Below are 26,421 nucleotides of genomic sequence, written 5' to 3'. Positions count from 1 at the left end.
TTCATTTTCCTATTTTTCACTTTAGGAAAAGGAATAATCATGAATACTTTTGAATAAAGAGCAGTCTATACAAAATTAAACATGTCTAAACTGACAATATTCGTTGGAATTTTTTCCTAAATTTTTCTAATCATCTTATAAAACAACTTCAACCATTTGTACCATTCTATCCTAATCCTCCCAAAAAGCCAACAAAAAAGAGAAAAGTTTGTCGAGTATTTTCAGAATTTTTACAATGATCTAGGTAAATATCCATTAATTTAGTTTTGTAACCTATGGCCTTAGCTCTTGCGGAACAATTGCAAACAAAATTTGCGCTATCGGCAAAAATTGTTAATCCTAAGGAAAAATTCAATTGTTATTCCCATCTCATTTCGGGAATTTTAACGTTGATTGGATTAATTGGCCTAATTTTTAAAACGTCGGATAATACGGAAGCACAGCGAATTTCTTGGATATATTGCGTTTCAATCATGTTTGTTTTCTTTGCAAGCGCACTTTGGCATTCCCGTAAAAAAAATGAACAGCACCATAATTGGTTCACTCAAATTGATGAGATTGCAATCTTTTTTGCAATTGCGGGGGCATACACCCCATTATCCTACCTCTTTCTAAATGGATTATGGTACAATATAACAGTAGGTTTTCAATGGCTTATGGTGGCAGTCGGAACAATCGTAAAAGTGAAATTCGTTCATATAAAGCGATGGAAAATAACAAGTTTCTACTTGATCATGGGATGGTCTTCCTTATTACCAATAAAGCAGTTTTTACAAAACATGCCTCTTGTAATGCTTATTTTGCTAATTCTTGCAGGTATCAGTATTTCAGTAGGCTCCTTCTTCTTTATTTCTATGAAACCTACATATTTTCACGAAATATTCCATATTTTGGTTTCCCTCGGAATAGGTCTTCACTACATCATCATTTTTTCTTCAATTGCTTAAGGGTTCCACAAATTTGCGGAATTAGTAACATTCTAAAACTAAAACTATTTCTTCTTTCTCATTAATCCATCATTGATAAAAATGGGGGAAATTAAATTTATTACTCATCATGAAAAAAAAATATTGCACTTAGATTTTGCGGGGTGCAATTCCACCGAAGTTTCTGCATTGATTAACGATGCGAAGAAAGTAATCGCAGCCCAACCACACCATTCACTCTCCGTAATATCTGATGTAACCGACATGAAAGCAAATAAAGAAGTGACTCAAATGATGAAAGAATTTACTGCCCATAACAAACCATTCGTCAAACAAAGTGTGGTATTAGGGATCACCGGCATAAAAAAAGTTTTATATCAAGTGGTAATAAAATTTTCGAATCGGAAAATAACACTGGCTAATACGATGGATGAAGCTAAGGAATATCTTCGTAAAGATGCAGAATAAAAAAAAAATTAATCATATTCTGGATAAAAGGTCACTATTTTTGGGTAGAGACGATCTAATTCCAAAATGATCTCTGGAATCTCACTAAATAAGGTGGAAACTTCGGTATTCCCTGGAAAAATTATTTCACCAGAAAGGTATAAATCACTTGCCGAGAATCTGCCAGTAATCATTTGTGCGAGACCATGAATTGTAATTTCAAGATCATGAATTGCTTCGATTTCAAACTGAACGGTTTTCTTCTCAGTTAATGTATATACTCCACTGTTTTCAGGTAAGAGAGAATCATTTAGCAATATTTTAAGAGGTTTCTGCGGTGCAATATCTAAAAACTTTTCAAAAACAGATTTAGGTGAAACTACACGTAGCATTTTACTAGGTTGATAGCTGAATATTGCTTCATCCCCACCATTCCAATAAGAGTGAATGAAACGATCAATTGGAAAATCTTCAGGCAAAGATGTGCAATGAATAGAAGCCGCTTGATCGTAATAGGACGAAATGAGATTCCTCAATGCATCAAAAGCACCTAGGGAAGTATACCTAAAACTAGCAATGTTCAACACACGATTTTTGAGTTTATATATAAGAAAACCTTTAGGATGGTTGGTTGTGGAGTTATAAGCTAGTGCAACCCTTAGATCTTTCACAAACTCGAGATATTTTTCACTCCCCCAATTCGTATACATTCTCTCATTGTAATTAGAATTACTCCAGAATTCCGCCAACATCCCATAGAAATCGGTTCGTATTTGCTCATCTTCTCCTAAATTGCCAATTTTAACATAATACTTATCAGAGGAAGAAGTTTTTGATAGTAAATCCAAAGATATTTTTAATCGAAACCTATTGAATGCTGATGAAAATCCAAAATCGTGATAGTATTTATGTTTAAAAGGAGTGAGTGCAATAAAATCAATCTTTTCTTCTTTAGCTTTGTGACAATTCGCCAAAAATAATTGTTTGATTAAACCTCGATTGCGATAATTAGGAACGGTTATTGCATCTTCTATAAAATAAGCTTTAACTTTCTTCTTCCGTATCATCAAATCAATAGGTACTTGATTCCAAATAGAGACTAAATCGGCGCCATCAACCCAACCGTAGATGTTAGACCAATATTCGGGCATTCCAAAAAAGTATTTATACATAGCAGATGTAGTATCTTGTCCAAAATTCCGTTTGAGCAATCCAGCAAATCGGTTCTCAAAACTTTGATCCAATTGTTGAATCTTCATGATAATTCTAATGATGCAAAATTTAACAAATTTACGATTTGGGATGATCCTATTCCACTTGGGACTACTTAATTTTAAAAAGGAAGAAAAGAATAATGACTTACTCAAATTTTTATGGGTAGAAGATAACTATGTGCACAACTACAATGAGTTCCGGTAAAATTGTTGACATCAGCTTATCTTTAGATAACAAGGCTTGGCCTTGGCATAAGCTCTAATTAGCATCAAAATCTCAAGAAAAGATTTGCTAGTTAGAGCGTTCCAATATTAATGAATGAGGTAATTTCATTCATATTTTCCCAATTCCATCAGAATATTTCATGATAGTTATATTTTGGTAAATGTTAGAGATATATCGAAGTGAATTTTGAGAATAGGGGGATAAAAATGAATTACTAACATGTCTTTTAAGATGGGATTCGTTTAACTTCAAATTTTACATAAGCTTGGGAAATTGCTAATTTACTCCATAAACCAGAAATTTGAACCAAATTAAAGAACTTTACATCATCAAAATAATGAGAACGAATCAAAATGTCAAGTATACAATCAGGAATTATAAATTTAGTTGAAGGAAATGAACTTTCACGCTATGATACCCAACAGATCATCCGAGAAATCATGCAAGGACATACAAGTGATTCCGAAATTGCAAGTTTTCTCACAGCCTTATGTATTAGAGGAGAAACCTCAGAAATAATTGCAGGAGCTGCAGAAATTATGCGAGAATATGCATCCCAGATCACTCCAAATACCACCGAGCCGTTAGTAGACACTTGTGGAACAGGAGGGGACAATGCAAATACATTCAACATATCTACACTTGCTGCAATTGTTGCAGCGGGTGCAGGAGTTCACATCGCTAAACACGGAAATCGATCAATTTCATCTAAATGCGGCTCTGCAGATCTTTTAGAAGCTTTTGGGGTGAAGATCAATTTAGAACCAGAAGAAGTTAAGAGCATCATTGAAAAAATTGGGATCGGATTTATGTTTGCCCCAAAGTTTCATCCTGCTATGAAATATGTGATGCCGGTAAGAAGATCTCTTAAAATGAGAACAGTATTTAACATTTTAGGACCTCTTACTAATCCAGCTAATGCAAAATCTCATGTTCTTGGTGTATTCAATAAGGAACTCATTCAACCCTTAGCTGAAGTGATGAATAAACTTGGAGCAAATCATGTCTATATTATCAATTCAGAACCAGGTATTGATGAAATCATCCCGTATTCAGAAGTACATGTCGGTGAGGTAAAAGAAGGTGAAATTGAGTACTATTCATTGAAACCATCGGATTTCGGAGTCAATTCATTTTATATGTCAGAGTTATCTGGAGGCACGATTGAGAAAAACTTGGAAATTGCAGTTAAAATCTTAAAAAATGAAGATTTGGGGATTAAACGCGAAATCGTTCTCATCAATGCAGCTTTTGCAGTTCTCAGTGCATATGGAGATATGACATATGACACAGCCTACGAGAAAGTAAAGGAAGCACTTACTACAGGAAAAGCATTGAAGAAGCTAGAAGAACTTGTCAGAGAAACACAAGGAAGCATCTTGAAATTTAATGAAGTTATCCAATAAAAGGACTTTGAAAAAAAAAATGAGCATATTAATGGAGATAGCCGAGTCTAGAAAGCAAGATATTCCAACTATACGAACTATCTTGGAGAATCCAGCTATAGACTCTAAACTAAGTGGATCCAATAAAAGAGATCGTTTCACACTTGCAAATATTTTAAGAAATCGCCAAAATTTGGGATTAATCACCGAATTAAAACCAGCTTCCCCGTCACGAGGCAGCTTACTCCCTTTAAATGAGTTCCAAGAACATATTCCTGAAGCTTCAATTCAAGAAAAAATTCTCTTTCCAACAGTCAAAAACATCCGAAAAATGACAAAAGAAATGATAGCTGGGGGAGCAATAGCCATAAGTGTATTAGTTGAGCCGAGAAAATTCAAAGGAAGTTTTGGAAATTTATCTTTGGTGGCTGAAAATACCCCTCGAACAATCCCAATTATCTTAAAGGATTTTAACATCTCAAAAGCACAATTAGAATTGGGAAAACAATGTGGAGCCAGTAATGCATTATTGATCACATCTATTTGTGATCCTGTGGAAATGTTTTATCTCATGCATGAAGTTGGATTAGAACCATTAGTTGAGATCCATGATGAGAAAGACTTAGAAAAAATTAGACCCCTCCAGTTTGCTCGCGAGCCTTTTGTCATTGGGATTAACAATCGAAATTTAAAGGATTTGACCACCGATTTGAAGCACACTTTTAATTTAGTTTTAAAGGTTAGGAAAATATTTGGGGAATCTCAACCGATCATAACCGAAAGTGGAATTAATTTGCGAAATCATGTCCTTAAAATGGAATCCCTAGGTATTTTTGCCGCATTAGTTGGAACAGCGATAATGAGTGGGAGTATTACGGAGAAAATGGAAGAATTAACTGGAAACAACCATACTTTTCTAAAAATATGTGGAATGACAGATTATCATATCTTAGGTAAAATTAAATATCCATCAATATCCGCTTTCGGAACAATTCTGGATATTCCTTCCAGTAAACGAAATCTCAAGATAGATGAAACTATAGAAATTCATGCAAATATACCAGAAAACAAACTCAAAGTATTGGTATTGAAAGATAAAAATCTCAAAGAAATTAAGAAGATTGACAGTATTGTGAAACCTGATTTTTTACAGATTCACATCTCCAAAAATGCATTGCAACTAAAGGATTTTCCACTTTATCTATTAAGAAAAATGATTCATCCAATGAATATAAAAAATTCAGCGCTTAGTGAAGTTTTTAATGAAATCAGAAGTCTACCTTCGGAGATATTTGCAATTTTGTTAGATTCAAGTAATGGAAGAGGAAAAATTTTGGACTTAGAACGAACCCAACAGATTTTAAAACAAATTCCAAATAGACGTTTTATTGTAGCGGGAGGCATTGGAACGAATAACATTGGGACAATTTTAACCACATTAGATCCTTTTGGAATAGATATCAGCAGTGCTTTGGAAATGGATGGAAAAAAAAATAAACAACGGGTAGCAAATTTTATGGAAGAATTCACTAAAACTCAACGACAAAAAACCAAAGAAAAATGTTGTTTTTCAAGTTATAAAACGCAATTTCCCGATCGGCATGGCAAATTTGGTAGATTCGGGGGAAAATTTGTTCCAGAAACATTAATTCCGGCCATCAATGAACTTGAGCGAGAATATTGCAGATATAAAGAAGATCCTGCATTTATCAAAGAACTAAACCAGATACGGTCAAATTATATGGGAAGACCCACTCCACTTTCTTTTTCTAAAAATCTCAGCAAGAAATTCGGTTGTAAAATTTATTTAAAGCGAGAAGATCTTTTGCATGGGGGGGCTCATAAGCTGAATAATGTGATGGGGCAAGCACTTCTTGCAAAAAAAATGGGCAAAACAAAATTGGTGGCAGAAACTGGAGCAGGACAGCACGGATTTGCAACATCTATTGCAGGAGCATATTTTGGCATGAAAACAACCATATTTATGGGAGCTATAGATATGCAACGCCAAAAATATAATGTATCTCGCATGAAAATGCTAGGAGCAACGGTCATCCCAGTTACATCAGGCACTCAAACGTTGAAAGATGCGGTGAATGCCGGATTGCAGTACTGGATTGCAAATTTGGGGGACACACATTACCTTATGGGAAGCGTTGTAGGACCACATCCTTACCCCATGATGGTAAGAGATTTCCAAAAAGTGATTGGGGAAGAAATTCATTCCCAAATTAAATTTTTTGAGGGACGCTTGCCCGATAAAATAGTCGCTTGTGTGGGAGGAGGATCTAATGCAATGGGAGCTTTTTATGAATTTATTGACAAAGAAGAAGTGGAACTTTGGGGGGTAGAAGCTGCCGGAAAGGGATCCCAAACCGATCATCATGCCTTAGCCTTGCAAAAAGGAACGGATGGAATTCTTCATGGAGCGCGTCAATTGCTCATCCAAGATGAAAACCGAAATATTCAAGAATCATATTCAATTTCGGCAGGATTAGATTATCCTGGAGTTGGTCCAGAGCTATGTTATTTAAAAGCAATCAATCGCTTGAAATTGAGTTACATCACAGATACAGAAGCGATAGATGCGTGCCTGACCTTAACTCATACCGAAGGAATCATTCCTGCCCTTGAATCAAGCCATGCCATTGCCTTTGGATTACAAATCGCAGAAAAAATGACACCTAATGAAATACTCGTGATAAATTTGAGTGGTCATGGAGGGAAAGATATTGAAACATTAATGCAAAATATGGAGAAAACTTCACATGAATGAAATCTTAGCCCGATATCAACAAGTTAAAGCGGCCCAAGAGGTTGCTTTTATTCCCTTTTTAGTGTTAGGAGATCCTAATCCAGAAGTCTTTTTAAAACTAATTCAAACAATCGAACCCTATTCTGATTTCATTGAATTAGGGATCCCCTTTAGTGATCCTATCGCCGATGGCCCCACAATTCTTTCTGCAAACCATCGAGCCTTACAAAGTGGGAGTAATTATTCCAATTGTTTTCATCTCATCCAGGAAGTAAGAAAACTTACTAACAAACCATTAATTTTACTCACTTATGGTAATATCTTGGGTGTTGAACCCCATCGAAAACAAACACTGGATAAATTCGCCCAAAGTGGTATTAATGGAATAATTGCTGCAGATATCCCAGTGGAAGAATCTCAAGAATTGCTTGAGGAAGCTCGAGAAGTAGAAATAGACATCATATTTTTAGTCACCCCTACCACCCATACCGAACGATTGAGCAATATAATTGGAAAAGCCCAAGGGTTTATTTATTTGGTTGCAGTAAAAGGAATTACAGGTGCACGAGAAACAATTCTTAATGAAACATCATCTACAATTAGACGAATTATATCCAAATTAGGAACTGATCGTAAAATCCCAGTCTTCGTAGGTTTTGGGATTTCTAAACCAGCTCATATTCAAGAAATCATTCAAATGGGTGCAGATGGAGTGATTGTAGGGTCGGCTTTAATTAACCAAATTGAAAAAAATCTCGATAATCCAATAGCTATGTTTGAGCAAATAGAGGTATTTGCCCAACAGATGAAGAATGCAACTAAGGCGCTTAGAGTGTGAAAGAAATGGAACTAAACTTAAACATACAAAAAATTGGGAACACAAAGGATATCTTTGGGTTTTATCGTTATTTAACCAGTCAAATTGACTCAAAAAACCATGCTTTGCTAGAATCTATTGATCTGAATTCCCAAGAAATGCATTTTAGCTTTATTGGGTTACAACCAGATTTCATGGTTAAGGTTCTTAACAATAATCTAAAAATTTATGATATTCAAACAGAGAAGGGGGAAAAAATGATTGATATGTGCACCGATCATAAATTTTCAGATCTAAATGGAGTACAATCATTTCAAGATGAAGTTCCAGTTACTTTACCTGGAATTGACAGACTTAAAGACATTTTTCCCATCTCAAACTCCGCCATGCCAGAATTATTTCCCCAAAAAATCTTTTCAGGAGGCTTATTGGGCTATATTGGGTATGATGTCGTTTCGCCCTATGTTGGGTATGAATCCTCAGATGCGATGCAAGCAATGTTTCCAGATATTATCATGGGGATGTTTACTAAAGTTCTAGCCTATTCGCATACAACTCAAACCATCTATGAAGTTAATAACACCATTGGAGCAAATGAGACCGATCCCACCGTATCCACACTTTTTGAAAAGTTTAGACGATCGAATCACACTCCTTTTTCCATACCTACATCAATAGATCGTGCTGCTATACTATCTCAAAATTCAAGTTTCAAAACAAATACGTCTCCAGAACAATGGAGAAATATTATTGAAGAAACTAAGGAACACATATATGCCGGAGATATTATTCAGGCAGTTTTATCCCGGAAAATGATGGCTGAAAGTGATGTTTTACCCATTGATGTCTATCAAGCTTTGCGAATTTTAAATCCTTCTCCATACATGTACTACATGAATTTTGAAGGTGCTCACAACGGTGATGTACGCATTATTGGAAGTAGTCCAGAAGCTTTAATCACGAAAAATCAACGCCATCTCGAAACTGTTCCAATTGCAGGAACCAGAAGGCGAGGAAGAAGTGTGGACGATGAAATACGGATGGCCAATGAATTACTTCATAGCGAGAAAGAAGTTGCCGAACATATCATGTTAGTTGATCTAGCAAGAAATGACTTAGCTAAAGTCAGTATTCCAGGTTCAATTGACACCTATAAATTACTCGAATTAAAAAAATTTCCAAATATTATGCATCTCATCTCGCGAGTTAGATCCACTTCAAATTTAGATCCTTTCAGTATTTTAAAATCTATGTTTCCTGCAGGGACGGTTTCGGGTGCCCCAAAACGAAAGGCCATGGAAATAATCCATAAGTTGGAACGCGAAGATCGAGGTCCCTATGCAGGATGTGCAGGCTATGTGAACTTTACAGGTGACATGGATATGGCCATAAGCATTCGAACCATCTTCAACAAAAACAAAACTTACGTCGCTCAAGCGGGAGGCGGAATTGTAGCCGATTCCGATCCAGACGAAGAATTCTTAGAAACCAAGAACAAACTCAGAGGGGTCACAGCCACCATCAATTTTGTGGAATCCATGAGTTAACAGAGGAAGGATGAAAATGGTAGAAATAGCACATACAATCGAAAATAATGCCCCTTTCATTGGTGGGGAACAAACTGTCTTGTTTATCAATAATCAAGATTCCTTCATTTACAACATCGTAAATTATATATGTACCATCTCCGATGCAAAAGTCCGAATTGTCCCCAATTCTATCACGTGTGATGAAATTGATCAATGTAATCCGGATAAAATTATTATAAGCCCTGGTCCAGGCCATCCAAAATATGATACCGGAAACATTATTCCCATAATTCAGAAGTTCGGAAGCAAAATTCCGATCTTGGGAGTGTGTTTAGGCCATCAGGCGATAACTGAAGCCTTTGGGAAGGATAAGGAAGAAGAATATGTGGGACGGGCAAAAATGGGTCCCATGCATGGAAAAATGTCAAAAATTTTTCATGATGGAGAAGGAATTTTTGCAGATATTCCAAATCCTTGCTCGGTGGTCCGTTATCACTCGTTAGTTACAAAAGCGGATTTATTACCGGAAAATTTGAAAATCGCAGCAATGGCAGACGATGGAGCAATTATGGCAATAAAACATAAAGAATTTCCAATTTATGGAGTTCAATTTCATCCCGAATCAATTATGATGAAACCAAATGGAATTCTAATTCTTGCCAATTTTTTAAAAATGTAATCAGGAAAAAAAAAAACTAAACTTAGGAAAAGAGAAACATGTTAATCAAAATAAAACGCAATGCGAATCGAAAGGATGTAGACGAATTCATTCAAAAGCTCGGAGGAGGTCAAGCAGGAGTGAAAATCATTAATTGGGGTGATGATCGATATTTAGTTTCCAAAAAATTGACCGAAAATTCACCAATTATCGAGGAAATCAAGGATATTAAATCAAAACATCACTTATCATCCCGAGAATTCAAGCTAGAAGACACTGTAATCGCTATTGGAAATACGCGGATTGGAGGTTCATCTATTACGATAATAGCAGGACCATGTGCGATTGAAACAGAACTGCAAATCAAAAGCGCCGCACGATTTGTGAAAGCTGCAGGCGCCCACATTCTACGAGGAGGTGCATTTAAACCCCGAACAAGCCCCCATTCTTTCAGAGGACTTGAAGAAGAAGGATTGAAATATTTGCAAGAAGCTGGAAAAGAAGTTGGATTACCTGTTGTAACTGAGGTAATGACAGCAGAAGATGTTCCATTAGTAGCGAAATATGCCGATATTTTACAAATTGGATCACGAAATATGCAAAACTATATGCTCTTAGATGCTTGTGGAAAAATTAGAAAACCTATATTGCTCAAAAGAGGATTATCATCCACTGTTGATGAGTTCTTATTAGCCTCCGAGTATATTTTAGCAGGGGGCAACCAAAATGTTATACTCTGTGAACGAGGAATTCGAACTTTTGAGAACGCTTTTCGAAACACTTTAGATTTGAATGCCGTAGCCTATCTAAAACAGGTTTCCCATCTCCCAGTCATAGTAGATCCATCCCATGGAACGGGATTACGGCCTTTAGTTACACCCCTTGCACAAGCAGCTATTGCTGTGGGTGCAGATGGAGTTATTATAGAAGCAACCGCAACACCCGATGAAGCATTATGTGATGGTGCACAATCCTTAGATGAACCTATGCTAAATACTTTAATCACAAATGTAAATCGCATTTCAAGTGTAGTTTATCGCTAAATGAAGATGCAAACGAATTTACATCTTAAATTTGATAAATTTCGTCTTTTATTCAATTATACTTCTACTTTTTTTATAATCAAATTGGGAATATCTCCATTATTGACTCCCTAAAAATAAAATTTGGCAAAATATAATCTACTATTCCAATCTTCGCTATTCTCGAGATATTTTTATAACAGCGAATCAATTCCTTCCTTATAACTTGGATAGCGTGGTTTCCAACCGATTTCTTGCTTCAATCGTTGATTTGAAACCTTCCCACCCATAATCAACGTGTGATAAATGTATTTCCCCATCGCTATCCGCAAGATAAATTTGGGAATTCTCACATATCGATGTACTCCATAATGTTGTCCAAGATAAGTCATAAAATTCTTGACGGTGACTGGCTGATCATCACAAATTATGAATTTCTTGCCTATCGGTCTTTGTTCAATTACCCGCACATATGCATCCGCGCAATCTTCCACATGAATGCGTGGTAAATAGTTATTTCCATCACCAAGAATTACCAATTTTCCTTTTTTTGCCATGGAGAGTATCTTCTGAAACATCCCCCCATTTCCATAAATTTGGGCAGGAAGCATCTCAATTATTGGAATAATATTTTGTGATTTTACTGTGGAAATCAACTCATCATAACACTTCCCCAAAGCAGCCATCCCAGTTCTGGCAATTGGCCATTCCTCATCCGCGATTTCTTGATCTTTGGTGGCAAAATTAGCTCCGGATGTTAAAATCAATGGACAACCTATTTTTTGGGCTACGGAAATTGTGTTCTCAAAATACTGTTGCGTCAAATGTTCTAAGGCTTTAAATTGTCGATTTGAAATTCGCCCGGGTTTAAAGGGAACCATGGCTGTATAAACAATCATATCATATCGTTCTGAAAACACAATCTCATCGATATTTAAAATATCCCCTTCAATCCATGAAACTTCGGACGGATCAAATCGCAAATTTTTAGCTGCGAGTACAGTTGGTGTTGTATCGCGTGTCAGGATGGATACTTGATGATTTTTCGCGATTAATCGTTGGGCAATATGAGCCCCCAAAAAACCTGTCCCGCCAATTTGTAAAATGTGCATGATCCTCTCTACTATTTCTAGGCTTTTTTCCTTATAGAAAATTTTGGTATTTACGAAACAAATATGTATAAATGGTTTCCCAATAAATTTCGCAGCTATTTCATTTAAATTCGAGTTATTGATATATATATTATCTATGCAGGATCAAGAAAAAATCATTTCACGACTGCGAACCCTTATGAATGAGATTCAAAGGTCAAAAATTGAACAATTCACCGAATTAATTGAAAAAGCAAATAATTTGGTTTTAGAGATTTTTGGAGAGCAATATAAACCCTTTTCCATAACGAATCGTCAAAAATTTACGCATGAGGATTCCCCCAGTGCGAAGTATATGAAAGAAATGTATTGGCTTCAAACTAATAGGCCCAACTTAATCGATTTTCTCCGCAACTTCATTAGTGAGCTGGAGTCAAAACAAAGAATTTATATCATGCATGAAGAAGCCAGTGAAATGCAAGAATTGGTTGAAAAAGCAGTAAAACAGTTACGATTTATTCCAAAATATTTTTATGTCAATGAAACTCCCCGAAAATCAGTAATTGATAGATTGAAGTCGAAAAATGATATAGGTTTCATTATTTTCGTTATATCCCCTAATCTAAATAGTGGATCTACATTGGGAAAGAATTTATTTTTTGATCTTGGTTATCTGGCTGGTAAATTGACATTAGAAAAAGTCATGGTACTTTATCATGATACTGAGTCCGTTGATATTCCGTCAGATTTGCAACAAAGTCTCTATTGCCCATTCGATGATAATTGGGAAGCAAAACTAAAAGAAAAATTGAAATTGTGTGGATATTCAATTTTAGAATAGCAGCTTTTGGAAAAAAAAAAAGTTTACAATTGCTGATTTTTAGAATTTTGATAAAATAAAATCCCATCTCGAATAGTATAGAAGAGGAAAATGATTGAAGCTAGAACTATTATAGGGAAAAAATCATCTATCATCCAGGAGACCATGAAATTCAAAAGTGAAAAACAACTGACTACAACTAAGACTGATAAACTGCATTTTAAAATCGATGACGAAACTAATTTACGTTTCATTTTTTGAACTAACGCGGAATTGTCATCAATGAAATCAACTTCATGCATAATTGAGATTGAGGAAATTAGCCCAATTAAAACTAATGCACCAATATTCGTAACCACGAGCGGGATATAATAATTAATTCCCCATATACAACATTTAGGAAATAGTTGATTCAAATAACCCGTATTATAGAAGTTAATTGCCCCATTCTTATTACAAGAAACATTACTTGTCCAAGAGAAATGAGCTACATTCCATTGAGAATCAATTGTGGGTGTTATATCAAAGAATCCTTCTTGAGTTTGATTGAAAGATGGATTTCTAATCATTTCAATATCCCCTGACTGCATGGCGAGATTTAAGTTTAATGGATCATCATAAAGAATCCAATGCATTTCTGAGATATCAGGAAAGATATCAGAGAATAAAGGATTATATGAGAAGATTTCCAACATATCTGATGAAAATTCATGCAAATACGGCCCCGTGCCAACTAAAAGAGTATCGGATTTGTTAAGAGTATCACTATTCAAAATTTGAGGAGACATCATGGTTGCACTACTATGGCATAATAGGTCGGTTAAATTTGAGTAAGGGGTATTCAAGACAAAGCGAATTTGGAAATTATTCACAATTTCAGTTCGATTTATTATTAACTCAGAATTGGAATTGAATTCATTTGTGAAATAATAAAGATCTGCAAATTCAGGATAATTTCCAGTAGTATTTTGTAGAAAAGTACTTAACCTATCAAAATTCCATTTAACAACTGATGCATTAAACGAACTTCCATCATGAAAGTAGATTTCATGTTTTAAATTAACGGTAAAATTAAGCATATCTTCAGACCACATTCCCAACTCATCATTTTCACTACTTGCTGCTAATTGGTTTTCAATATTAAATTCAGACCCGTTCCATTTATTCACATATAATCCTTCACACACTTGGAAAATCAAATTAATTGCTTCTGGATTATTGGTAAAATGTGGGTCAATATTAGAAATGACTGTTGTGTGTCCATAAAGAAACGGAATAGGTTCCTCACTCATAGTTCGATACTCTGTTTTTATCGCATTCAATGGATTGATCATAATTGGAATCCATGTAAGGATGATTAAAACAAAGATCGAACTTAATACGATTAATTTTTTTTTGTTTGATATTCTGGGAGTTAGTAATTTTTCAAGGGATTTCATCTTAATCTTATCTCATCATTATGGGTATTAATAATAAAACACTTTGTCTATATAAATTGCCATAGAAAAACTCTCCGACAAATGAAGATAGTTAATTATTTCTCAAAAAAAAAAATCCATCTTTCAATCCATCCAGAAGCAATTATCAGAAATTCTTCATATATTACATATTTTTGATTGCAAATGATTTTACGAGATATAAATTGTCAAGTAAATATTTTTGTTTCATTAATCCAAGTTAAAAATTTCAAAAATTGTCTGCAGCTCTGGCAGTTTTTTGTTAATTTCAACTTTAATTTTCAGATCCACATTGAATGCAGCGAAGTTCGTAGGGAGACATCACTCCCCCACATTGTGGGCATAAATACTTTGTTCTTTGCTCAATCAACCATTCTTCATTTCCTTTTAAAGCTAGATTCTGAGCATTCTGATCCAAATTCAGATTATATTTTTTAAGGTAGGACTTTATCAAGGGTTTCCTAAGTCGGCAGCCTATTAGTTCAGAGCAATCACCACAAGAATAAATATCTTTTTCGAGACAACATAATCGTTTTCGGCATTTCCACTTCGATATTCGCTTTTGATTTGTGTCTACTGATCGGCAACCATGGCAATTTCCTACATGGTAGGATGGACAGCCGCCACAAAAAACTCCGCAATAGCCTATTATATTGGAATCAAGGGGACGTAATCCGATTTTTTTCATGGGTCAATTAATGATTTTAATATTAAAAATCTGGTCATCGTTTACAATAATAACAAAAAAAGTTCCTTTTCCGATTATTATTGTAGCTTTTGAATAACTGCAAGAAGCCGTGTTTTTTTTTTTATTATTCTCAGTCAAAAACAAAGTTAAAAACTGTTCTTCAAGTATGCGGCAACTGTATCGAAAACATTTTCATAGAAACAATCAAAATTAGTGGCTGATTGATTTCTTAAGCTATAATATGGAAGAAAAAAAAGTTATCTCTTTAATTAGGTTTTTTCAAGTTCTATAATTTGCGCGGTGAACATATGCTACTCGCGTCATTAGCAACTCGGCCACACCCAGTACAAACATATTTTGGATCTTTGACCAATTCTTCAAATGCTTCATCAATACTAATCTTTGCTTTTTCACAAAGATGATTATGATGATTCGCTTCATCATGTTTCATAGCAAGTCCATATTAGCAATATTCTTTTAATACCTTTTTATTATTGAATAAAAAGAAAAGAGAATTCTACTATGTAAAAAATAAAAATCACCGATACTACACACCCAAAATTATAGGCAAATCGTTTTTTACCATTGAATTAAAAAGAAATATGACAACTCGATATGATTCTGATTTTCGGATGCAAACTTTTTTTGTTATAAAACTTAGCCTGTTCCCAAAGATACGATTACAGCTTCAATTAAACTACCTTTAATGTCACTCGACAGTATATTTGTAAAAATAACTGAAAGTAATTGTTTAAAAAATAGAGAAAAATTGGGAAAAAAAGAAAAGAAAACTGCCTTAGAAGCAGCGGTGGATAACTTGTGGACCCATTTCCTTGTATTCGCGTCGAGTGACCCACATACGTTGGAATGTCTTCAACGAAGACAAGATAGAGCCACCAATCCATACGGAATACATCCGTTCTGGGGGGGCAATGATCTTGACATCCACACTTTCGGGGATTTGCTCTTTGATTTCTTTGGTTAACCGTTCTTTCAAGCCAGGATACATCGTAGATCCCCCGGATAACACAATGTTACCATACAAATCTCGTCGTAAATCTACATCACAGGCTTTAATTGCGGTGCAAATCACATCATCCAAAGGTTCCAACTCTTTTCCAATAACACTTGGGTTGAAGAAACATTCTGGCGCTAAGAAACGTTCCACAGATACGGTAATGGTTTCCCCATCAGGCATCATGTACACTTTTTCCATCCCTGCTACTTTCTTGGATAACATAATTTCTTTTTCAGGATCTAAAGCTACATAACAGAGTTTTTCCTTGATATCTCGGACAATTTGTTTTTCTGCGGATGTTGTGAACGTGAATCCTTTTTGTCGAAGCAATCTTTGTAAGTAAGTGGTAATATCTCGCCCGGCTAAATCTAACCGAGAGATTGCATGGGAAAGTGCAAATCCTTCATAAATTGGGACAACGTGCGATACCCCATCCCCAATATCAATAACACACCCTGTAGTTCGACCAGAAGCATACAAAGACAATACTGCTTGCATAGCCACATACAGTGCGGGCACATTGAAGGTTTCGAACATAATTTCGGCCATCTTTTCCCGATTTGGACGAGGGTTAAGAGGTGCCTCAGTAAGTAAAACCGGATGTTCGCTTGGATCGACTCGTAAGTCTGTATAGAAAGTGTAATGCCAGATTTTTTCCATAGCCATCCAGTCTTCGATGACTCCGTGTTCTACTGGAAACATAAGTTTGAGGACTCCTTTGAGTTGGAGTGCTTCTTCCCCAATATAATATTCCCGAGTGTAGTGTTCTACATCTGTCATGATAGATGTGTATTTTGGATATCCAATTAAAGTTGGAAATACGGATCGAGGCTGATCTTCTCCTGCAAATCCATTTTTTGAAATACCAGTACCGTTATCAACCACTAACGGTTTAGCTGCTAACCAGTCCATATCGTCGCTCATATTATTTTCACGGAAAAATTTTTTTTTATAATCCCTACAAAACGATTATCTTACATTTATCTCTAGTCTTATGACTTAAAAAAATTTAGATTGTGAACCTATGATTTTAGTGAAACCCAGACAGAATTAAAAGGTCGACATTTTTTTTTAGAGTTCGGGGGAGATTTTTTTGTCTACTTTATAAGGGGAGGAGAGGGAAGATTAATTTTTTATTTGACAATTAAAAGAAATGACTTTAGGAAATGAAACAACGAATAAATCGAATTCACATTGTTGGGGCTTCCGGGTCTGGTACGACGACCTTAGCACAAGCCATAGCAAAACGATTAGACTGGCATCATTTTGATACAGATAATTACTATTGGATTCCAACTACGCCCCCTTTTCGTATTAAACGAAAGCTACAAGCCAGACAAGAGATGTTAAAAAAGGATTTATCCAAGCATGAATCGTGGACGCTATCGGGATCATTGTGCGGGTGGGGAGATATGCTAATCTCATATTTCGATTTGGTAATTTACCTGTGGATTCCTCCCAAAATACGTATGGTAAGGTTAGCAGAGAGAGAGAAACAACGTTATGGAGATAGAATTGAATCCGGGGGGACAATGTATGAAAAATCCCAAGAATTTCTGAACTGGGCGAGAGGATATGATGAGGGAGACATGAACACACGAAGTAAAATGTTGCATGATGGATGGTTAAAGAAACTATCATGCAAAATTTTGAAGTTAGAAGGCAATTTTGAATTGGAAGAGAAAGTTGACCGAGTACTCGCTTTGATCAGTTGATTACTGTATAGATTACCTTTATATTTTGTTCAAAGAATTTAGTACTAAAAATTGTGTCCTCTATTGGAAATTTTTAAGTAACAAAACATAATTTCTGATAATAATGGAGCGATGTAATACCTGTTTGACTTCATTAAAAAAAAAGCACCGAGAGAAAAATGCAAAAAGTAAAAAAAAAAATTGGAATTGCAATATCAATCATAAGCTTGTTATCAGTATTAATTGTCGGAGGTCTAATTTTTACTAATAGGGCGCCTCAATCGTCCCAATATGGATTAGAAGATTTTTTACAAATTACCAATTCAGGGTCCGGTTGGGATTTTCATTCAAGTATTTCAAATGATGGAAATAAGGTTTGTTTCGCCCGATATAATCCCACTACTTCAAAAATGAGTCTAAATATCTATTCAATTCCCGATGGAAATTTGACGACGGTAGTATCAACGATGACAGGGGATTTTAGCAGCACTTGGAGTCCAGATGATACACAAATAGCCTTTGATGCCCGAGCAACTGCAGATTCAACATCCTATATATACATTTTAACTATTGCTACGGGAGAAATTGTGAGATTTTCATCTTTGAGTGGTAATGCTTTTCGTCCAGATTGGTCCCATGATGGACAAAACATCGTATATGCTAGTTATTTGCAATTATATATTCAACCTGTGTCAGGTGGGGATGCGAAATTAGTACCTAACGCAGACGAAGCAGTTAATCCAACTTGGAATCATGATGATACTCAAATTCTGTTCTCTAAAGAAAATGCCGCCAAAGATATTTACTCCATTAATGTTGATGGAAGTAACTTGAAATTTTTGGCAAAAGGAAATAGTAATGATAAAGAAAGTTGGGCGAGATGGTCAAACGATGGCACTCAAATCATATATCATTTATTTGATGATGGAATATCAAGTATTGCTATTAAGAATTTGACTTCTGAAAAAGTTTCTTTACTCACAGATATTGGGGATTGTCGATTTCCTGACTGGTCAGCGGATGGCTCCCTAATAGTTTTCTCATATGATACAAATTTGTGGATTTTTTCTTTTTCCTAACCATTTTCAATTTCTTTTTTTTAACTAATTTATAAGATTGGGAGTTAAAAGAAATAGGAGAACGTAATTTTCAAGAATTATTATTCATACTAAATATTGTTTTGCACTAATCTGCAAATCTAGACCCAGAAATTGACCATTACTACATTTTCCGGAAAAATATTACGAGTAATTATAAAACAATTAATTCTGATTAGCATCTCAAAGGCGAAATATGGAATATTGTTAAATAATTAAAGAAGAAAGAACAGATGAAGGAAAGGGGTATTCTAGAAGGGATTGAAGATTTTTCCTTTGAAAATATCAAATGCGTTTTACACAACTTATAGACTAATTATGCAAAAACAAATTATCCTTTAAAGCATAAACCAAAATTATTAATGGCAAAATGGTCAAAAGTGTATTAACTTCCTTCAAACAAAACAAGGAGAGAAAAATGGCACACGTATTAAAAATTATTCGTGGGAGTGTTAAAGCACTCTCACTTTTAGTAATGCTCGCATTTGTATTAAATTCAGTAAATGGGATATTTGGAGCGATGGATTTAGCAGATGGGGGTGTCCAAATTCAAGATATTGATCCCGATGATTTTCGGATTAAATATGATGACTTGCACGTAGAAGTGGGATTAAACCTGGAAAATAATGGAATATACCCAATCAATGATGTACTCTTAGGAGTCAAGTTTGAATTGCGGATAGACAATGAATCAGCATGGGAAACGGTTTTAGACCGCAATTCTACAGAAATGGATTCCGCAACCCCTATACCCGCAACGGGTGATACAATTGCAGTTGGCGAATCATTAAGAATTGAAGTGAGTGCAGACATGGACTTATTTGCACTTAATACAACCGAAATTGGCGAATTATTCAATTTAACGGCCCCATGGGATGTCGCAGATTTATTTGATGTCGGATTTGAAGCCCGGATGACTTTAACTTTTACAATTTCCTATGCCTTGGATCAATTTGGTCTTAAGTTTGAAATACTAGTCATCGGTGAAGATGTGGAGAAGGGATTCTAAAATGAAGCTAATTGGTCGAATTATAATGGCATTACTCTCTTCAACTGGAGTATATTTTCTGTACATCTATCTCCCTGATTATTTATTAACTAATTATGGAAGTACAGATTTATCTTGGGGAGGTTTATTAGTAGAAATTACAGATTGGGAACAACTGGTATTTTATGTTAAATCTCTTGGTTATATGTTGTTAGGAGTGACCTTTGCTCATAAGATGGCTCATGAGAAATCAACAATGAAACCCTTTTGGCAATTGATAAAAGTAATATTCAAGATTATTTACTTAGGAGCATTCATCTTTGTAGATTTTACAAGTATTGATGTAACTTTGGCAATTTTGACAGAATCTTCACTCGCATTGAACATTAATCTAGAAGTACTTTTCTGGGGTATGATGGGAGCAGTCATTTTTGATATTGCAATCACAGTATTAGATTTCTTGATTACTTTCATACCTGAAAAAGAAAAAGAACCGAAAATTAAGGCAGAAGCCGATGCTTATAGTACAACTTATAGTAGTGAAGCGGAGGGATTCTAAGATGGCGAACTTAACCGAAATAATTTCACAAATTGGAGCCTTTTTAGCCCCAATAAATCCCTACGTCGTATTAGTAATAACATTTGTCTTACCAATCTATATTCAACTTGGAGAGATATTTGCGGGGCTATCAGATGCGTTCTTAAGCTTTCTCCCGTCAAATTCCTACATAATGGCCTTTATTATAATGGGTGTTTTTATTGCCTTAGGGATTTTTGTTGGCATCATTTCCGAAAAGAAATATGCTGAAGAGAAATAATATAGCGATGAATTTTTCAAGTTTTTTTTAATTTTAATTGATTTCTCTTTTTCGTAAATTTCGCGCTGAGGAAAACGTTTCGTTTGAGAATCAATTTGTAACTCCGAAGCGGGTAGTGATGGTAGTACTATAGAAATAAATATAATGATCCGTGTTATAGGTGTACTAAAAAACAATAAATGTTGGTGCTAGTTTTGTCAAAGAAGAGAAAAGAAAAAGCAATAGTCAGTGGCCATGAAATGCATTCTGCACTAAATCGTCTGGCCAGTCGTATCTCATATATCAATACAAAAAGTGAATTTGATAAAACTAAAGTAGAACTCATCAAACTCTACACAAAAATCAAGCAACATCCAGTTTTGATGGAATTTGATAACCAACGAGTGGAACTGTTGAGAGAATGTAATATTAATATACAATTTTTAAATCGGGATGAAGATGTCTGGAATTTGATTTCTCGGGGGAAAATTGAAGACGCGTATGAAGAAATAATTGCCACAACCAAAGCAATTTCAGACCATCCAGATCGCCACTATATAAAATCGTGGGTTTCTTCCCAAATTCGGGAGTCACTAAAGAAAATTGCGGATCTTGCAGCAGCACTTCCAAAAAAGAAGGAAGATACAAGCCAAACAATCATGCCCAAAGAGTTTTCCAGCACTGACACACCATTTTCTCCCCTAGCAAGCAATAAAACGATCAAACCCCAATTTGATGTACCCATTAATCCTTTTGCAAAATCAGAATTTACATCCCTCTCATCGGAAGAAAATCCCTTTGATCAAGCTAAACCACGCACAACAGCGACAATTCATCCTTCTCCGGATTCCGCAACACTCTTCAAACCCAATGATATAGCATCTCCTTTTGAAAAAACATTTCGCCCTAAAAATCTTACACCTGCATCATCCGAAAGTAAAACAATTATGCCTTCTAACCCCCAAGCAGTTCAATATCCAGATGATAATTCTATTAAAACCTTCTGGATAAGGGATGAGAAGACTAAAATACAACCCTCTTCCTCCCAAGAACCCGAAAATACACCCTTTAAAAGTGAGGTTCAAAATAATGAAGCAGACCCATTCAAGAATATTACAAAAAAACTCACTTCTTCAAAAAATAGAGAAGAATAAGGGTGGATTTATTGGATTAAATAATTTAGACATTTAAAAATTTCAGGAAGGAAAAATTTCACAGCAGTTTTAATATGTGTTGGATTTTGATCATTTACTTGATTCGTTTCGGAAGAATTAGACATATTTTTGACCAAAGCAGATAAAACAGTAAAATGGGGACGAACTGAAGAGTCTAATAGATCGCAGACTAGTATTTCTGCTTTAGAATAGAAATGCGAAAGAATTTTATTCTTAATATCGACCCAAATTTCAATCTGAGATGGGTTTAAAGGCATCTTTAAGATTTCTCTTAGGATAATATTAATGGTATATTGAAGAAGTGTTAATTTACTTCTTGAAATTTCTAACCTACGTGCATGATTATTCTGTGCACTTTTTTTTTCCTTCTTTTGGAAATAAAGGTCTAATCCATCCTTTGAGAGCCATTTTTCTTCAACAGAAGAGGATAGCGATAATAGAAAAACCAATAAATGAATTAAACTCTTTTGTTGATCAGGAAGGCCAGGAGTCTGAGGAGCAATTTGTTTTTCAGAAGAATGCATTGAAAGCAAAGTAGTGCGATACCGATTTATCTTTCCTTGGCTCAACAGTAACAAAAGTGACTCCAAATTATAGTGATCTTCGGTAGTTAGGAAGGGAATTTCTAAGATTTTTTTGAGAATCTCCATGCTTGGAAAATATATAGCGGGAGAAATATGCTTAGAAAAATCAATGCCAATAGGAAAATTATATCGAATTTTCTGATGAGATAAATCTAAGTCTTTTAAGATTTCGGAGGTAACATCGACGGGGACTTTTGGAGTAATCTCTCCAAGGGTTAAAATTTCACCCTTTTCCATGGCACGTTTTAATTCTTCATCCATAATATTCACATTTTTTGGTGAGCATCTACATTTATTTAGAAACTAATCCCATCTCGAAGAGCGCTGGCAATATCAAGAGATTCTTGGGATTGCTGATTTGCCTTTTCAATCATTTCCTGTTCTAGAATCGAAGGATCAACTTGTTTTAAAATTGACGTGCATTCACAATCTACCTTCCGAAATATTTTTTCAAAATAGAAGGGTTGATCTAATCGAAAATCCACTTTATACAATTGAGAACCAAGAGATTTTTCTGATGGAAAGGGCATCAAAGCACGACGTACACTTTCCACCATCAACCCCGCGATAATTTGACTAATATAGACCACACTTGGTTCTGGTTTATGAATACAAGAAGTTACACTTTTCAATTCTTCAATTTGAAGTGATTCGGGATAAATGCAATTTATGCATGGAGTTGTTCTGGTTAATATACCAACTTGGCCTCCACACCAGCTAATTCCACCATGGATCAATGGAATGTTGGATCGGAGACAGTAACGATTCATCATTCGTCGCACATAAATTCGATCTACACAATCAATGACCAAATCAACTTTTCGAAGGACAGGAGCGATGGTATCTTCTTCAATTTTTTCATTGATTCCTAATATCATTAAATTACTATTCCGCTTTTCTAAGCGATATGCGAGAGTTTCAGCTTTATTTTTGCCAATATCTTCTTCACAAAAAAGAGATTGACGGTTTAAATTATGGGCTTCGATATCATCAAAATCATAGATTTTTATTGTGCCAATTCCCAACCCTATCAAACCTAAACATACATGATTTCCTAAAGCACCTGCGCCAATAACGGCAACACATGCATCCGATAGAGCAGTTTGATTCCAATGAGGAATGCGACTTTGACGATCGTATTTTATTTCTACCATAATTATCACTTAATAATTAACAATGTTCAGATTTAAAGTCTTGAGATGAAGATTTCAATATATGTATATGATCCCGGAGAATTTGCGAAAGGGCGGCTTCTTCAAAGTCAGACAGAACTCCATCATTCGGAGAACTGTGAATTTCCAGAGTTGCTTGATTTGAATAGATTTTGCCCGAAGAAAATTGTGTACTCACCATCCCAAAAACATCTTGGTGAATATTTACTGTTAGCCCATAGCAGAATTTAACCCGTGAACCATTAAGAGTTCTAAAATTTGAAGTTTCAGCCAGAATTGTCTTTTGATTCTGGGTATCCGTACCTGAAAAAAAAACGCTAAAATTCGCATGGCTATGTGTCCATCCCAATACATTCACATCTTGTTTTTGAATTTCTGGCATCAATGAGAGAAGATCTTTTGCATTTATATGAATTGAGGTATGGGAACACATTTGACGAGGAATTAATATGTCTTCAATCACTTCTGAATTCCCTACTGCAAGAGCGTAGACTTCTAAAGGTTCATTAAAAAGCCGAATGACCTCTTTGGCCATGAAAAACATTTTATGCAGAGCCCGTGAAGATATATGAATCTGGCGTAGTGCCAGTCTTTCTTCTTGTTCTTCAGTGAGAGCAATAATTTGATCAAATGGTGGTTTTTTATTCATTGCATCGATTTCTTTACAATTTGAAGGAGTAAGTGAAAATAGACTCTCTAAAGAATCCCCCACAGCAACCTCTTTATTCTTCATACCAATATTTTCCTTTTATTCTACTCTTTGGATTTAATAAATTTCTCATATTGGGATGTCCCAAGATGCCCATTTGCTGGGTTTACATCACGATTATATCCAGAGACTAATATTTGTACGGCTTGTTTTAACAATGAATTAATGGCATTAGCAAAACTTAACCTATAAATTTGCGATTGTTCAGTACTATGACTAAACGACCCCATACATATTCTTTGTCCAAACTTATAAAAATCAGCATAGACAAACGGGTGCTCATAAAAATTGGAACCATCTTCTGCAATCACTTCCGGCGTGTCATAATTTAAATTTTCATCGATATGAACCAGAAGTGTGCATGGAGGCATCTGATAAATTTTTTTATCATAATAAATTTCATATTCTGGCAGATATCGGATAGCCACTAATCCTTTCATGTCTGATCTTCGAAAATTTTTCATAACAAATATGACTTTATCCTGAGTTAAATTCGCAATTTCGAAGGGAGTGACGGAATCGAAGAGTTTCAAAAGGGCTTTTTTATTCCCAATGGTCCGCTTGAAATGAGCATTATACACGGTTAAAATTTCTTTCAATCGTCCTTGGAAATTTAAACCGCGTGAAGTCTCATAAATTATACCATTAAAAACCACAATTCCTTCCATTTGAAGATACCTTAAATATTTCTGCTGAAGAGCATCATCAAAATCTTCTATCATTTCAAAATAGATGGATACAGGGATGAGCGGTGAGAGCTCATATATTTTTTCTTGATTGATTAGCCCAATTGCATTATTAGGGGTAAGAATATCTTGAATTTGTTCATTGAGTGTTTTCATAATGGAGGGCATCCAGAACCGAATAAATTAATTGAATTTCTTTGAAAGGAATCTTAATATGACCATTAATGAAATTGATCTTGATAAATTTGATCCTTGCATTTTATTGATGGAATTTCTATAAAAAGTACAAGGAATTCATTCAAAAAAACACATTCTTTTTTTGAATCCCCGACTGTCATATTTAATGATTTACCTCTCCACCCGTACTAGTTGGCAAAAGTCTGCAACTAAAATAAGTTTGCATAACATGAATGACGTGATTTACCCTTACCCCCTTATAGAAAGCCAGTTCTTTGAAGATATTAATAGTTTAACCCGAAAACACCAACATTACAATGCCGAAATGGGATTACTCAATATTGCGGGGGAAGAAAAAAAAGCTTTGGATCCAGACTTTTGGATTCTTATATGGGCGTTAGATTTCCGAGATCGAATGTTTCAAATCTTAATTGAACGCCATCCAGATTATGGAGGAAAAGGTGCAATTGCAGCAGTTGGTCCAACAGATCTTTTAGAGTTCTTTGGCTCTATGAAGAATAATGCAATTTTACCCACTCTAACTTTAATTAACAGTCCCGAAAAAATGAAATCAGTGGTGGTGGTTGTGTCACGACCAAAAAATTACCAAGAACGTTCCAAGGAAAAAAACCAATATCAAGCAATGGGACGATTTCAGAATTGGATCAATAAATTAAAAAATACTCCTAACACAAAAGGGCAATGGTTCCCGAGTAACGCTCCCACATGTCCTGTATGTAATGGACCAATAGTTGGAATTCAGGATGGATATAAGATAGGATTTGGGATGTTGGTGTGTCCCGATTGTGGCCACATGGAGCGTAAGGAAATTGTCAAGCAAAAAGCGTATGAGAAAAAATTCTAAAGGGGACTCACTCCTCTCGATTAATTATTCTTCGAATGATTCTTTTACCTTTTCCAATATTGGTTTAGTTTTTTCAACAATTTTATCCTTTGCATCTTTAATGTAAGGGGATGCTTTTTTACTAGCATCTTGCAGAACTTTTCCAGTTTGTCGAGCGACTCGTTCCAAGGATTCAGCAGTTTGATTTACGATTCTTTTTGCATCATCAATGATTTCCCCGGATTGAACTTTATGAGAGATGGTGGATTGCATTTCTTTCAGATGAGGAGATGCAGTTTCAGCAGCGTTTTTAACAGTTTCACCTGTCTTTCGCACGATTTCATCGATTTTTGGACCTGCTTTTTGACTAAATTTTTCAGTCTCTTCAACCGCTTTTTTCGCAGCGTTTTTTACATTTTTTTTCATATTATCAAACATTTTTTTC

At 35.2% G+C, this 26,421-nt stretch carries 27 protein-coding genes; 16 read left to right on the top strand and 11 right to left on the bottom strand.

The features are described from left to right. Nucleotides 1-275 precede the first annotated feature (275 nt). Together trhA and NEF87_RS16640 are read left to right on the top strand one after the other, a co-directional pair. Nucleotides 276-947 carry a PAQR family membrane homeostasis protein TrhA gene (trhA, locus tag NEF87_RS16645; protein ID WP_371802541.1) on the top strand — a complete coding sequence of 224 codons (672 nt, stop codon included), beginning with the start codon at nt 276-278 and terminating at the stop codon, nt 945-947. A gap of 81 nt (nt 948-1,028) precedes the next feature. Further along, complete coding sequence (locus NEF87_RS16640) at nt 1,029-1,394, top strand: hypothetical protein (RefSeq protein ID WP_457916717.1); 366 nt, start codon at nt 1,029-1,031, stop codon at nt 1,392-1,394. Nucleotides 1,395-1,402: 8 nt separating this feature from the next. Here the strand turns inward: NEF87_RS16640 and NEF87_RS16635 are convergent, their stop codons facing one another. Then, entirely contained in the window at nt 1,403-2,632 is a 1,230-nt protein-coding gene (locus tag NEF87_RS16635; RefSeq protein ID WP_457916716.1) for a GNAT family N-acetyltransferase, read from the bottom strand. Between the two features lie 534 nt (nt 2,633-3,166). Here NEF87_RS16635 and trpD point away from each other — a divergent pair. Genes trpD through aroF form a run of 6 tightly spaced genes read left to right on the top strand, consistent with a single transcriptional unit; the run spans nt 3,167 to nt 11,000 of the window. Then, nucleotides 3,167-4,219 (top strand): anthranilate phosphoribosyltransferase, encoded by a 1,053-nt coding sequence (gene trpD, locus NEF87_RS16630; protein ID WP_371802538.1) that lies wholly within the window; start codon nt 3,167-3,169, stop codon nt 4,217-4,219. Between the two features lie 31 nt (nt 4,220-4,250). Beyond that, nucleotides 4,251-6,974, top strand: coding sequence for a tryptophan synthase subunit beta (gene trpB / locus NEF87_RS16625; protein ID WP_457916715.1), 2,724 nt, complete (start codon nt 4,251-4,253; stop codon nt 6,972-6,974). Further along, the gene (gene trpA / locus NEF87_RS16620) at nt 6,967-7,791 is read left to right on the top strand and encodes a tryptophan synthase subunit alpha (protein ID WP_457916714.1); all 825 of its coding nucleotides are present in this window, start codon (nt 6,967-6,969) and stop codon (nt 7,789-7,791) included. Before trpB ends, trpA begins: the two co-directional genes overlap by 8 nt. 5 nt (nt 7,792-7,796) lie before the next feature. Continuing rightward, the gene (locus NEF87_RS16615) at nt 7,797-9,317 is read left to right on the top strand and encodes an anthranilate synthase component I family protein (protein ID WP_457916713.1); all 1,521 of its coding nucleotides are present in this window, start codon (nt 7,797-7,799) and stop codon (nt 9,315-9,317) included. A gap of 16 nt (nt 9,318-9,333) precedes the next feature. Then, nucleotides 9,334-9,978 (top strand): anthranilate synthase component II, encoded by a 645-nt coding sequence (locus NEF87_RS16610; RefSeq protein ID WP_457916712.1) that lies wholly within the window; start codon nt 9,334-9,336, stop codon nt 9,976-9,978. A gap of 38 nt (nt 9,979-10,016) precedes the next feature. Continuing rightward, a complete protein-coding gene (gene aroF / locus NEF87_RS16605; protein ID WP_457916711.1) occupies nt 10,017-11,000 on the top strand; it encodes a 3-deoxy-7-phosphoheptulonate synthase in 984 nt (327 codons plus the stop codon). Nucleotides 11,001-11,173: 173 nt separating this feature from the next. On the opposite strand, the gene NEF87_RS16600 is transcribed toward aroF, so the two are convergent. After that, complete coding sequence (locus NEF87_RS16600; protein WP_457916710.1) at nt 11,174-12,091, bottom strand: NAD-dependent epimerase/dehydratase family protein; 918 nt, start codon at nt 12,089-12,091, stop codon at nt 11,174-11,176. Between the two features lie 136 nt (nt 12,092-12,227). Here NEF87_RS16600 and NEF87_RS16595 point away from each other — a divergent pair, with 136 nt between their 5' ends. Next, nucleotides 12,228-12,911 (top strand): TIR domain-containing protein, encoded by a 684-nt coding sequence (locus tag NEF87_RS16595; protein WP_457916709.1) that lies wholly within the window; start codon nt 12,228-12,230, stop codon nt 12,909-12,911. 23 nt (nt 12,912-12,934) lie between these two features. On the opposite strand, the gene NEF87_RS16590 is transcribed toward NEF87_RS16595, so the two are convergent. The 4 genes from NEF87_RS16590 to NEF87_RS16575 form a co-directional block, all read right to left on the bottom strand. Next, nucleotides 12,935-14,329, bottom strand: coding sequence for an ABC transporter substrate-binding protein (locus NEF87_RS16590; RefSeq protein WP_457916708.1), 1,395 nt, complete (start codon nt 14,327-14,329; stop codon nt 12,935-12,937). Between the two features lie 292 nt (nt 14,330-14,621). Next, the gene (locus NEF87_RS16585) at nt 14,622-15,035 is read right to left on the bottom strand and encodes a DUF3795 domain-containing protein (RefSeq protein ID WP_371802529.1); all 414 of its coding nucleotides are present in this window, start codon (nt 15,033-15,035) and stop codon (nt 14,622-14,624) included. A 286-nt stretch (nt 15,036-15,321) separates the two neighbouring features. Continuing rightward, nucleotides 15,322-15,486, bottom strand: coding sequence for a hypothetical protein (locus NEF87_RS16580; RefSeq protein ID WP_371802528.1), 165 nt, complete (start codon nt 15,484-15,486; stop codon nt 15,322-15,324). A gap of 345 nt (nt 15,487-15,831) precedes the next feature. Further along, on the bottom strand, nt 15,832-16,977 hold the full coding sequence (locus NEF87_RS16575; RefSeq protein ID WP_371802527.1) for an actin, cytoplasmic 2: 1,146 nt from the start codon (nt 16,975-16,977) through the stop codon (nt 15,832-15,834). 242 nt (nt 16,978-17,219) lie between these two features. Between NEF87_RS16575 and NEF87_RS16570 the strand changes: the two genes are divergently transcribed. The 6 genes from NEF87_RS16570 to NEF87_RS16545 all read left to right on the top strand — a co-directional run bounded on the left by NEF87_RS16570 (nt 17,220) and on the right by NEF87_RS16545 (nt 21,783). After that, a complete protein-coding gene (locus tag NEF87_RS16570; RefSeq protein WP_457916707.1) occupies nt 17,220-17,768 on the top strand; it encodes an AAA family ATPase in 549 nt (182 codons plus the stop codon). A gap of 158 nt (nt 17,769-17,926) precedes the next feature. Then, a complete protein-coding gene (locus tag NEF87_RS16565) occupies nt 17,927-18,826 on the top strand; it encodes a TolB family protein (RefSeq protein WP_457916706.1) in 900 nt (299 codons plus the stop codon). 436 nt (nt 18,827-19,262) lie between these two features. Continuing rightward, complete coding sequence (locus tag NEF87_RS16560; RefSeq protein ID WP_371802524.1) at nt 19,263-19,853, top strand: hypothetical protein; 591 nt, start codon at nt 19,263-19,265, stop codon at nt 19,851-19,853. 1 nt (nt 19,854) lies between these two features. After that, nucleotides 19,855-20,391 (top strand): hypothetical protein, encoded by a 537-nt coding sequence (locus tag NEF87_RS16555; protein WP_371802523.1) that lies wholly within the window; start codon nt 19,855-19,857, stop codon nt 20,389-20,391. 1 nt (nt 20,392) lies between these two features. Then, on the top strand, nt 20,393-20,650 hold the full coding sequence (locus NEF87_RS16550) for a hypothetical protein (RefSeq protein WP_457916705.1): 258 nt from the start codon (nt 20,393-20,395) through the stop codon (nt 20,648-20,650). Between the two features lie 194 nt (nt 20,651-20,844). Continuing rightward, entirely contained in the window at nt 20,845-21,783 is a 939-nt protein-coding gene (locus NEF87_RS16545; protein WP_457916704.1) for a hypothetical protein, read from the top strand. Between the two features lie 8 nt (nt 21,784-21,791). On the opposite strand, the gene NEF87_RS16540 is transcribed toward NEF87_RS16545, so the two are convergent. Genes NEF87_RS16540 through NEF87_RS16525 form a run of 4 tightly spaced genes read right to left on the bottom strand, consistent with a single transcriptional unit; the run spans nt 21,792 to nt 25,111 of the window. Further along, nucleotides 21,792-22,649 carry a hypothetical protein gene (locus NEF87_RS16540; protein ID WP_457916703.1) on the bottom strand — a complete coding sequence of 286 codons (858 nt, stop codon included), beginning with the start codon at nt 22,647-22,649 and terminating at the stop codon, nt 21,792-21,794. Nucleotides 22,650-22,684: 35 nt separating this feature from the next. Beyond that, complete coding sequence (locus NEF87_RS16535; RefSeq protein WP_371802519.1) at nt 22,685-23,542, bottom strand: HesA/MoeB/ThiF family protein; 858 nt, start codon at nt 23,540-23,542, stop codon at nt 22,685-22,687. A gap of 16 nt (nt 23,543-23,558) precedes the next feature. Continuing rightward, entirely contained in the window at nt 23,559-24,293 is a 735-nt protein-coding gene (locus NEF87_RS16530) for a Mov34/MPN/PAD-1 family protein (protein WP_371802518.1), read from the bottom strand. A 20-nt stretch (nt 24,294-24,313) separates the two neighbouring features. Then, nucleotides 24,314-25,111, bottom strand: coding sequence for a hypothetical protein (locus NEF87_RS16525; protein WP_371802517.1), 798 nt, complete (start codon nt 25,109-25,111; stop codon nt 24,314-24,316). Nucleotides 25,112-25,298: 187 nt separating this feature from the next. On the opposite strand from NEF87_RS16525, the gene NEF87_RS16520 reads away from it, so the two are divergent. Next, entirely contained in the window at nt 25,299-25,997 is a 699-nt protein-coding gene (locus tag NEF87_RS16520; protein WP_457916702.1) for a hypothetical protein, read from the top strand. A 24-nt stretch (nt 25,998-26,021) separates the two neighbouring features. Here NEF87_RS16520 and NEF87_RS16515 read toward each other — a convergent pair whose 3' ends face one another. Further along, nucleotides 26,022-26,414: a hypothetical protein gene (locus NEF87_RS16515; protein ID WP_371802515.1), complete on the bottom strand. Its 393-nt coding sequence runs from the start codon at nt 26,412-26,414 to the stop codon at nt 26,022-26,024. Nucleotides 26,415-26,421: the final 7 nt, after the last annotated feature.

The organism is Candidatus Lokiarchaeum ossiferum (genome assembly GCA_025839675.1).
GTDB lineage: Archaea > Asgardarchaeota > Lokiarchaeia > Sigyniarchaeales > Promethearchaeaceae > Lokiarchaeum > Lokiarchaeum ossiferum.
Note: the sequence above shows the minus strand (reverse complement) of the source record. Positions and strands in the feature narration are given on the sequence as shown.

What these genes read in the sequence shown, in the direction of transcription:
- NEF87_RS16535 (WP_371802519.1), bottom strand. Translation starts at nt 23,542, where the DNA reads ATGGTAGAAATAAAATACGATCGTCAAAGTCGCATTCCTCATTGGAAT.
- NEF87_RS16515 (WP_371802515.1), bottom strand. Translation starts at nt 26,414, where the DNA reads ATGTTTGATAATATGAAAAAAAATGTAAAAAACGCTGCGAAAAAAGCG.
- NEF87_RS16635 (WP_457916716.1), bottom strand. Translation starts at nt 2,632, where the DNA reads ATGAAGATTCAACAATTGGATCAAAGTTTTGAGAACCGATTTGCTGGA.
- NEF87_RS16555 (WP_371802523.1), top strand. Translation starts at nt 19,855, where the DNA reads ATGAAGCTAATTGGTCGAATTATAATGGCATTACTCTCTTCAACTGGA.
- NEF87_RS16610 (WP_457916712.1), top strand. Translation starts at nt 9,334, where the DNA reads ATGGTAGAAATAGCACATACAATCGAAAATAATGCCCCTTTCATTGGT.
- trpB (WP_457916715.1), top strand. Translation starts at nt 4,251, where the DNA reads ATGGAGATAGCCGAGTCTAGAAAGCAAGATATTCCAACTATACGAACT.
- NEF87_RS16570 (WP_457916707.1), top strand. Translation starts at nt 17,220, where the DNA reads ATGAAACAACGAATAAATCGAATTCACATTGTTGGGGCTTCCGGGTCT.
- NEF87_RS16615 (WP_457916713.1), top strand. Translation starts at nt 7,797, where the DNA reads ATGGAACTAAACTTAAACATACAAAAAATTGGGAACACAAAGGATATC.
- NEF87_RS16640 (WP_457916717.1), top strand. Translation starts at nt 1,029, where the DNA reads ATGGGGGAAATTAAATTTATTACTCATCATGAAAAAAAAATATTGCAC.
- NEF87_RS16520 (WP_457916702.1), top strand. Translation starts at nt 25,299, where the DNA reads ATGATTTACCTCTCCACCCGTACTAGTTGGCAAAAGTCTGCAACTAAA.
- NEF87_RS16525 (WP_371802517.1), bottom strand. Translation starts at nt 25,111, where the DNA reads ATGAAAACACTCAATGAACAAATTCAAGATATTCTTACCCCTAATAAT.
- NEF87_RS16595 (WP_457916709.1), top strand. Translation starts at nt 12,228, where the DNA reads ATGCAGGATCAAGAAAAAATCATTTCACGACTGCGAACCCTTATGAAT.
- NEF87_RS16600 (WP_457916710.1), bottom strand. Translation starts at nt 12,091, where the DNA reads ATGCACATTTTACAAATTGGCGGGACAGGTTTTTTGGGGGCTCATATT.
- NEF87_RS16580 (WP_371802528.1), bottom strand. Translation starts at nt 15,486, where the DNA reads ATGAAACATGATGAAGCGAATCATCATAATCATCTTTGTGAAAAAGCA.
- trhA (WP_371802541.1), top strand. Translation starts at nt 276, where the DNA reads ATGGCCTTAGCTCTTGCGGAACAATTGCAAACAAAATTTGCGCTATCG.
- trpA (WP_457916714.1), top strand. Translation starts at nt 6,967, where the DNA reads ATGAATGAAATCTTAGCCCGATATCAACAAGTTAAAGCGGCCCAAGAG.
- NEF87_RS16590 (WP_457916708.1), bottom strand. Translation starts at nt 14,329, where the DNA reads ATGAAATCCCTTGAAAAATTACTAACTCCCAGAATATCAAACAAAAAA.
- NEF87_RS16565 (WP_457916706.1), top strand. Translation starts at nt 17,927, where the DNA reads ATGCAAAAAGTAAAAAAAAAAATTGGAATTGCAATATCAATCATAAGC.
- NEF87_RS16585 (WP_371802529.1), bottom strand. Translation starts at nt 15,035, where the DNA reads ATGAAAAAAATCGGATTACGTCCCCTTGATTCCAATATAATAGGCTAT.
- NEF87_RS16550 (WP_457916705.1), top strand. Translation starts at nt 20,393, where the DNA reads ATGGCGAACTTAACCGAAATAATTTCACAAATTGGAGCCTTTTTAGCC.
- aroF (WP_457916711.1), top strand. Translation starts at nt 10,017, where the DNA reads ATGTTAATCAAAATAAAACGCAATGCGAATCGAAAGGATGTAGACGAA.
- NEF87_RS16575 (WP_371802527.1), bottom strand. Translation starts at nt 16,977, where the DNA reads ATGAGCGACGATATGGACTGGTTAGCAGCTAAACCGTTAGTGGTTGAT.
- NEF87_RS16540 (WP_457916703.1), bottom strand. Translation starts at nt 22,649, where the DNA reads ATGGATGAAGAATTAAAACGTGCCATGGAAAAGGGTGAAATTTTAACC.
- trpD (WP_371802538.1), top strand. Translation starts at nt 3,167, where the DNA reads ATGTCAAGTATACAATCAGGAATTATAAATTTAGTTGAAGGAAATGAA.
- NEF87_RS16530 (WP_371802518.1), bottom strand. Translation starts at nt 24,293, where the DNA reads ATGAAGAATAAAGAGGTTGCTGTGGGGGATTCTTTAGAGAGTCTATTT.
- NEF87_RS16560 (WP_371802524.1), top strand. Translation starts at nt 19,263, where the DNA reads ATGGCACACGTATTAAAAATTATTCGTGGGAGTGTTAAAGCACTCTCA.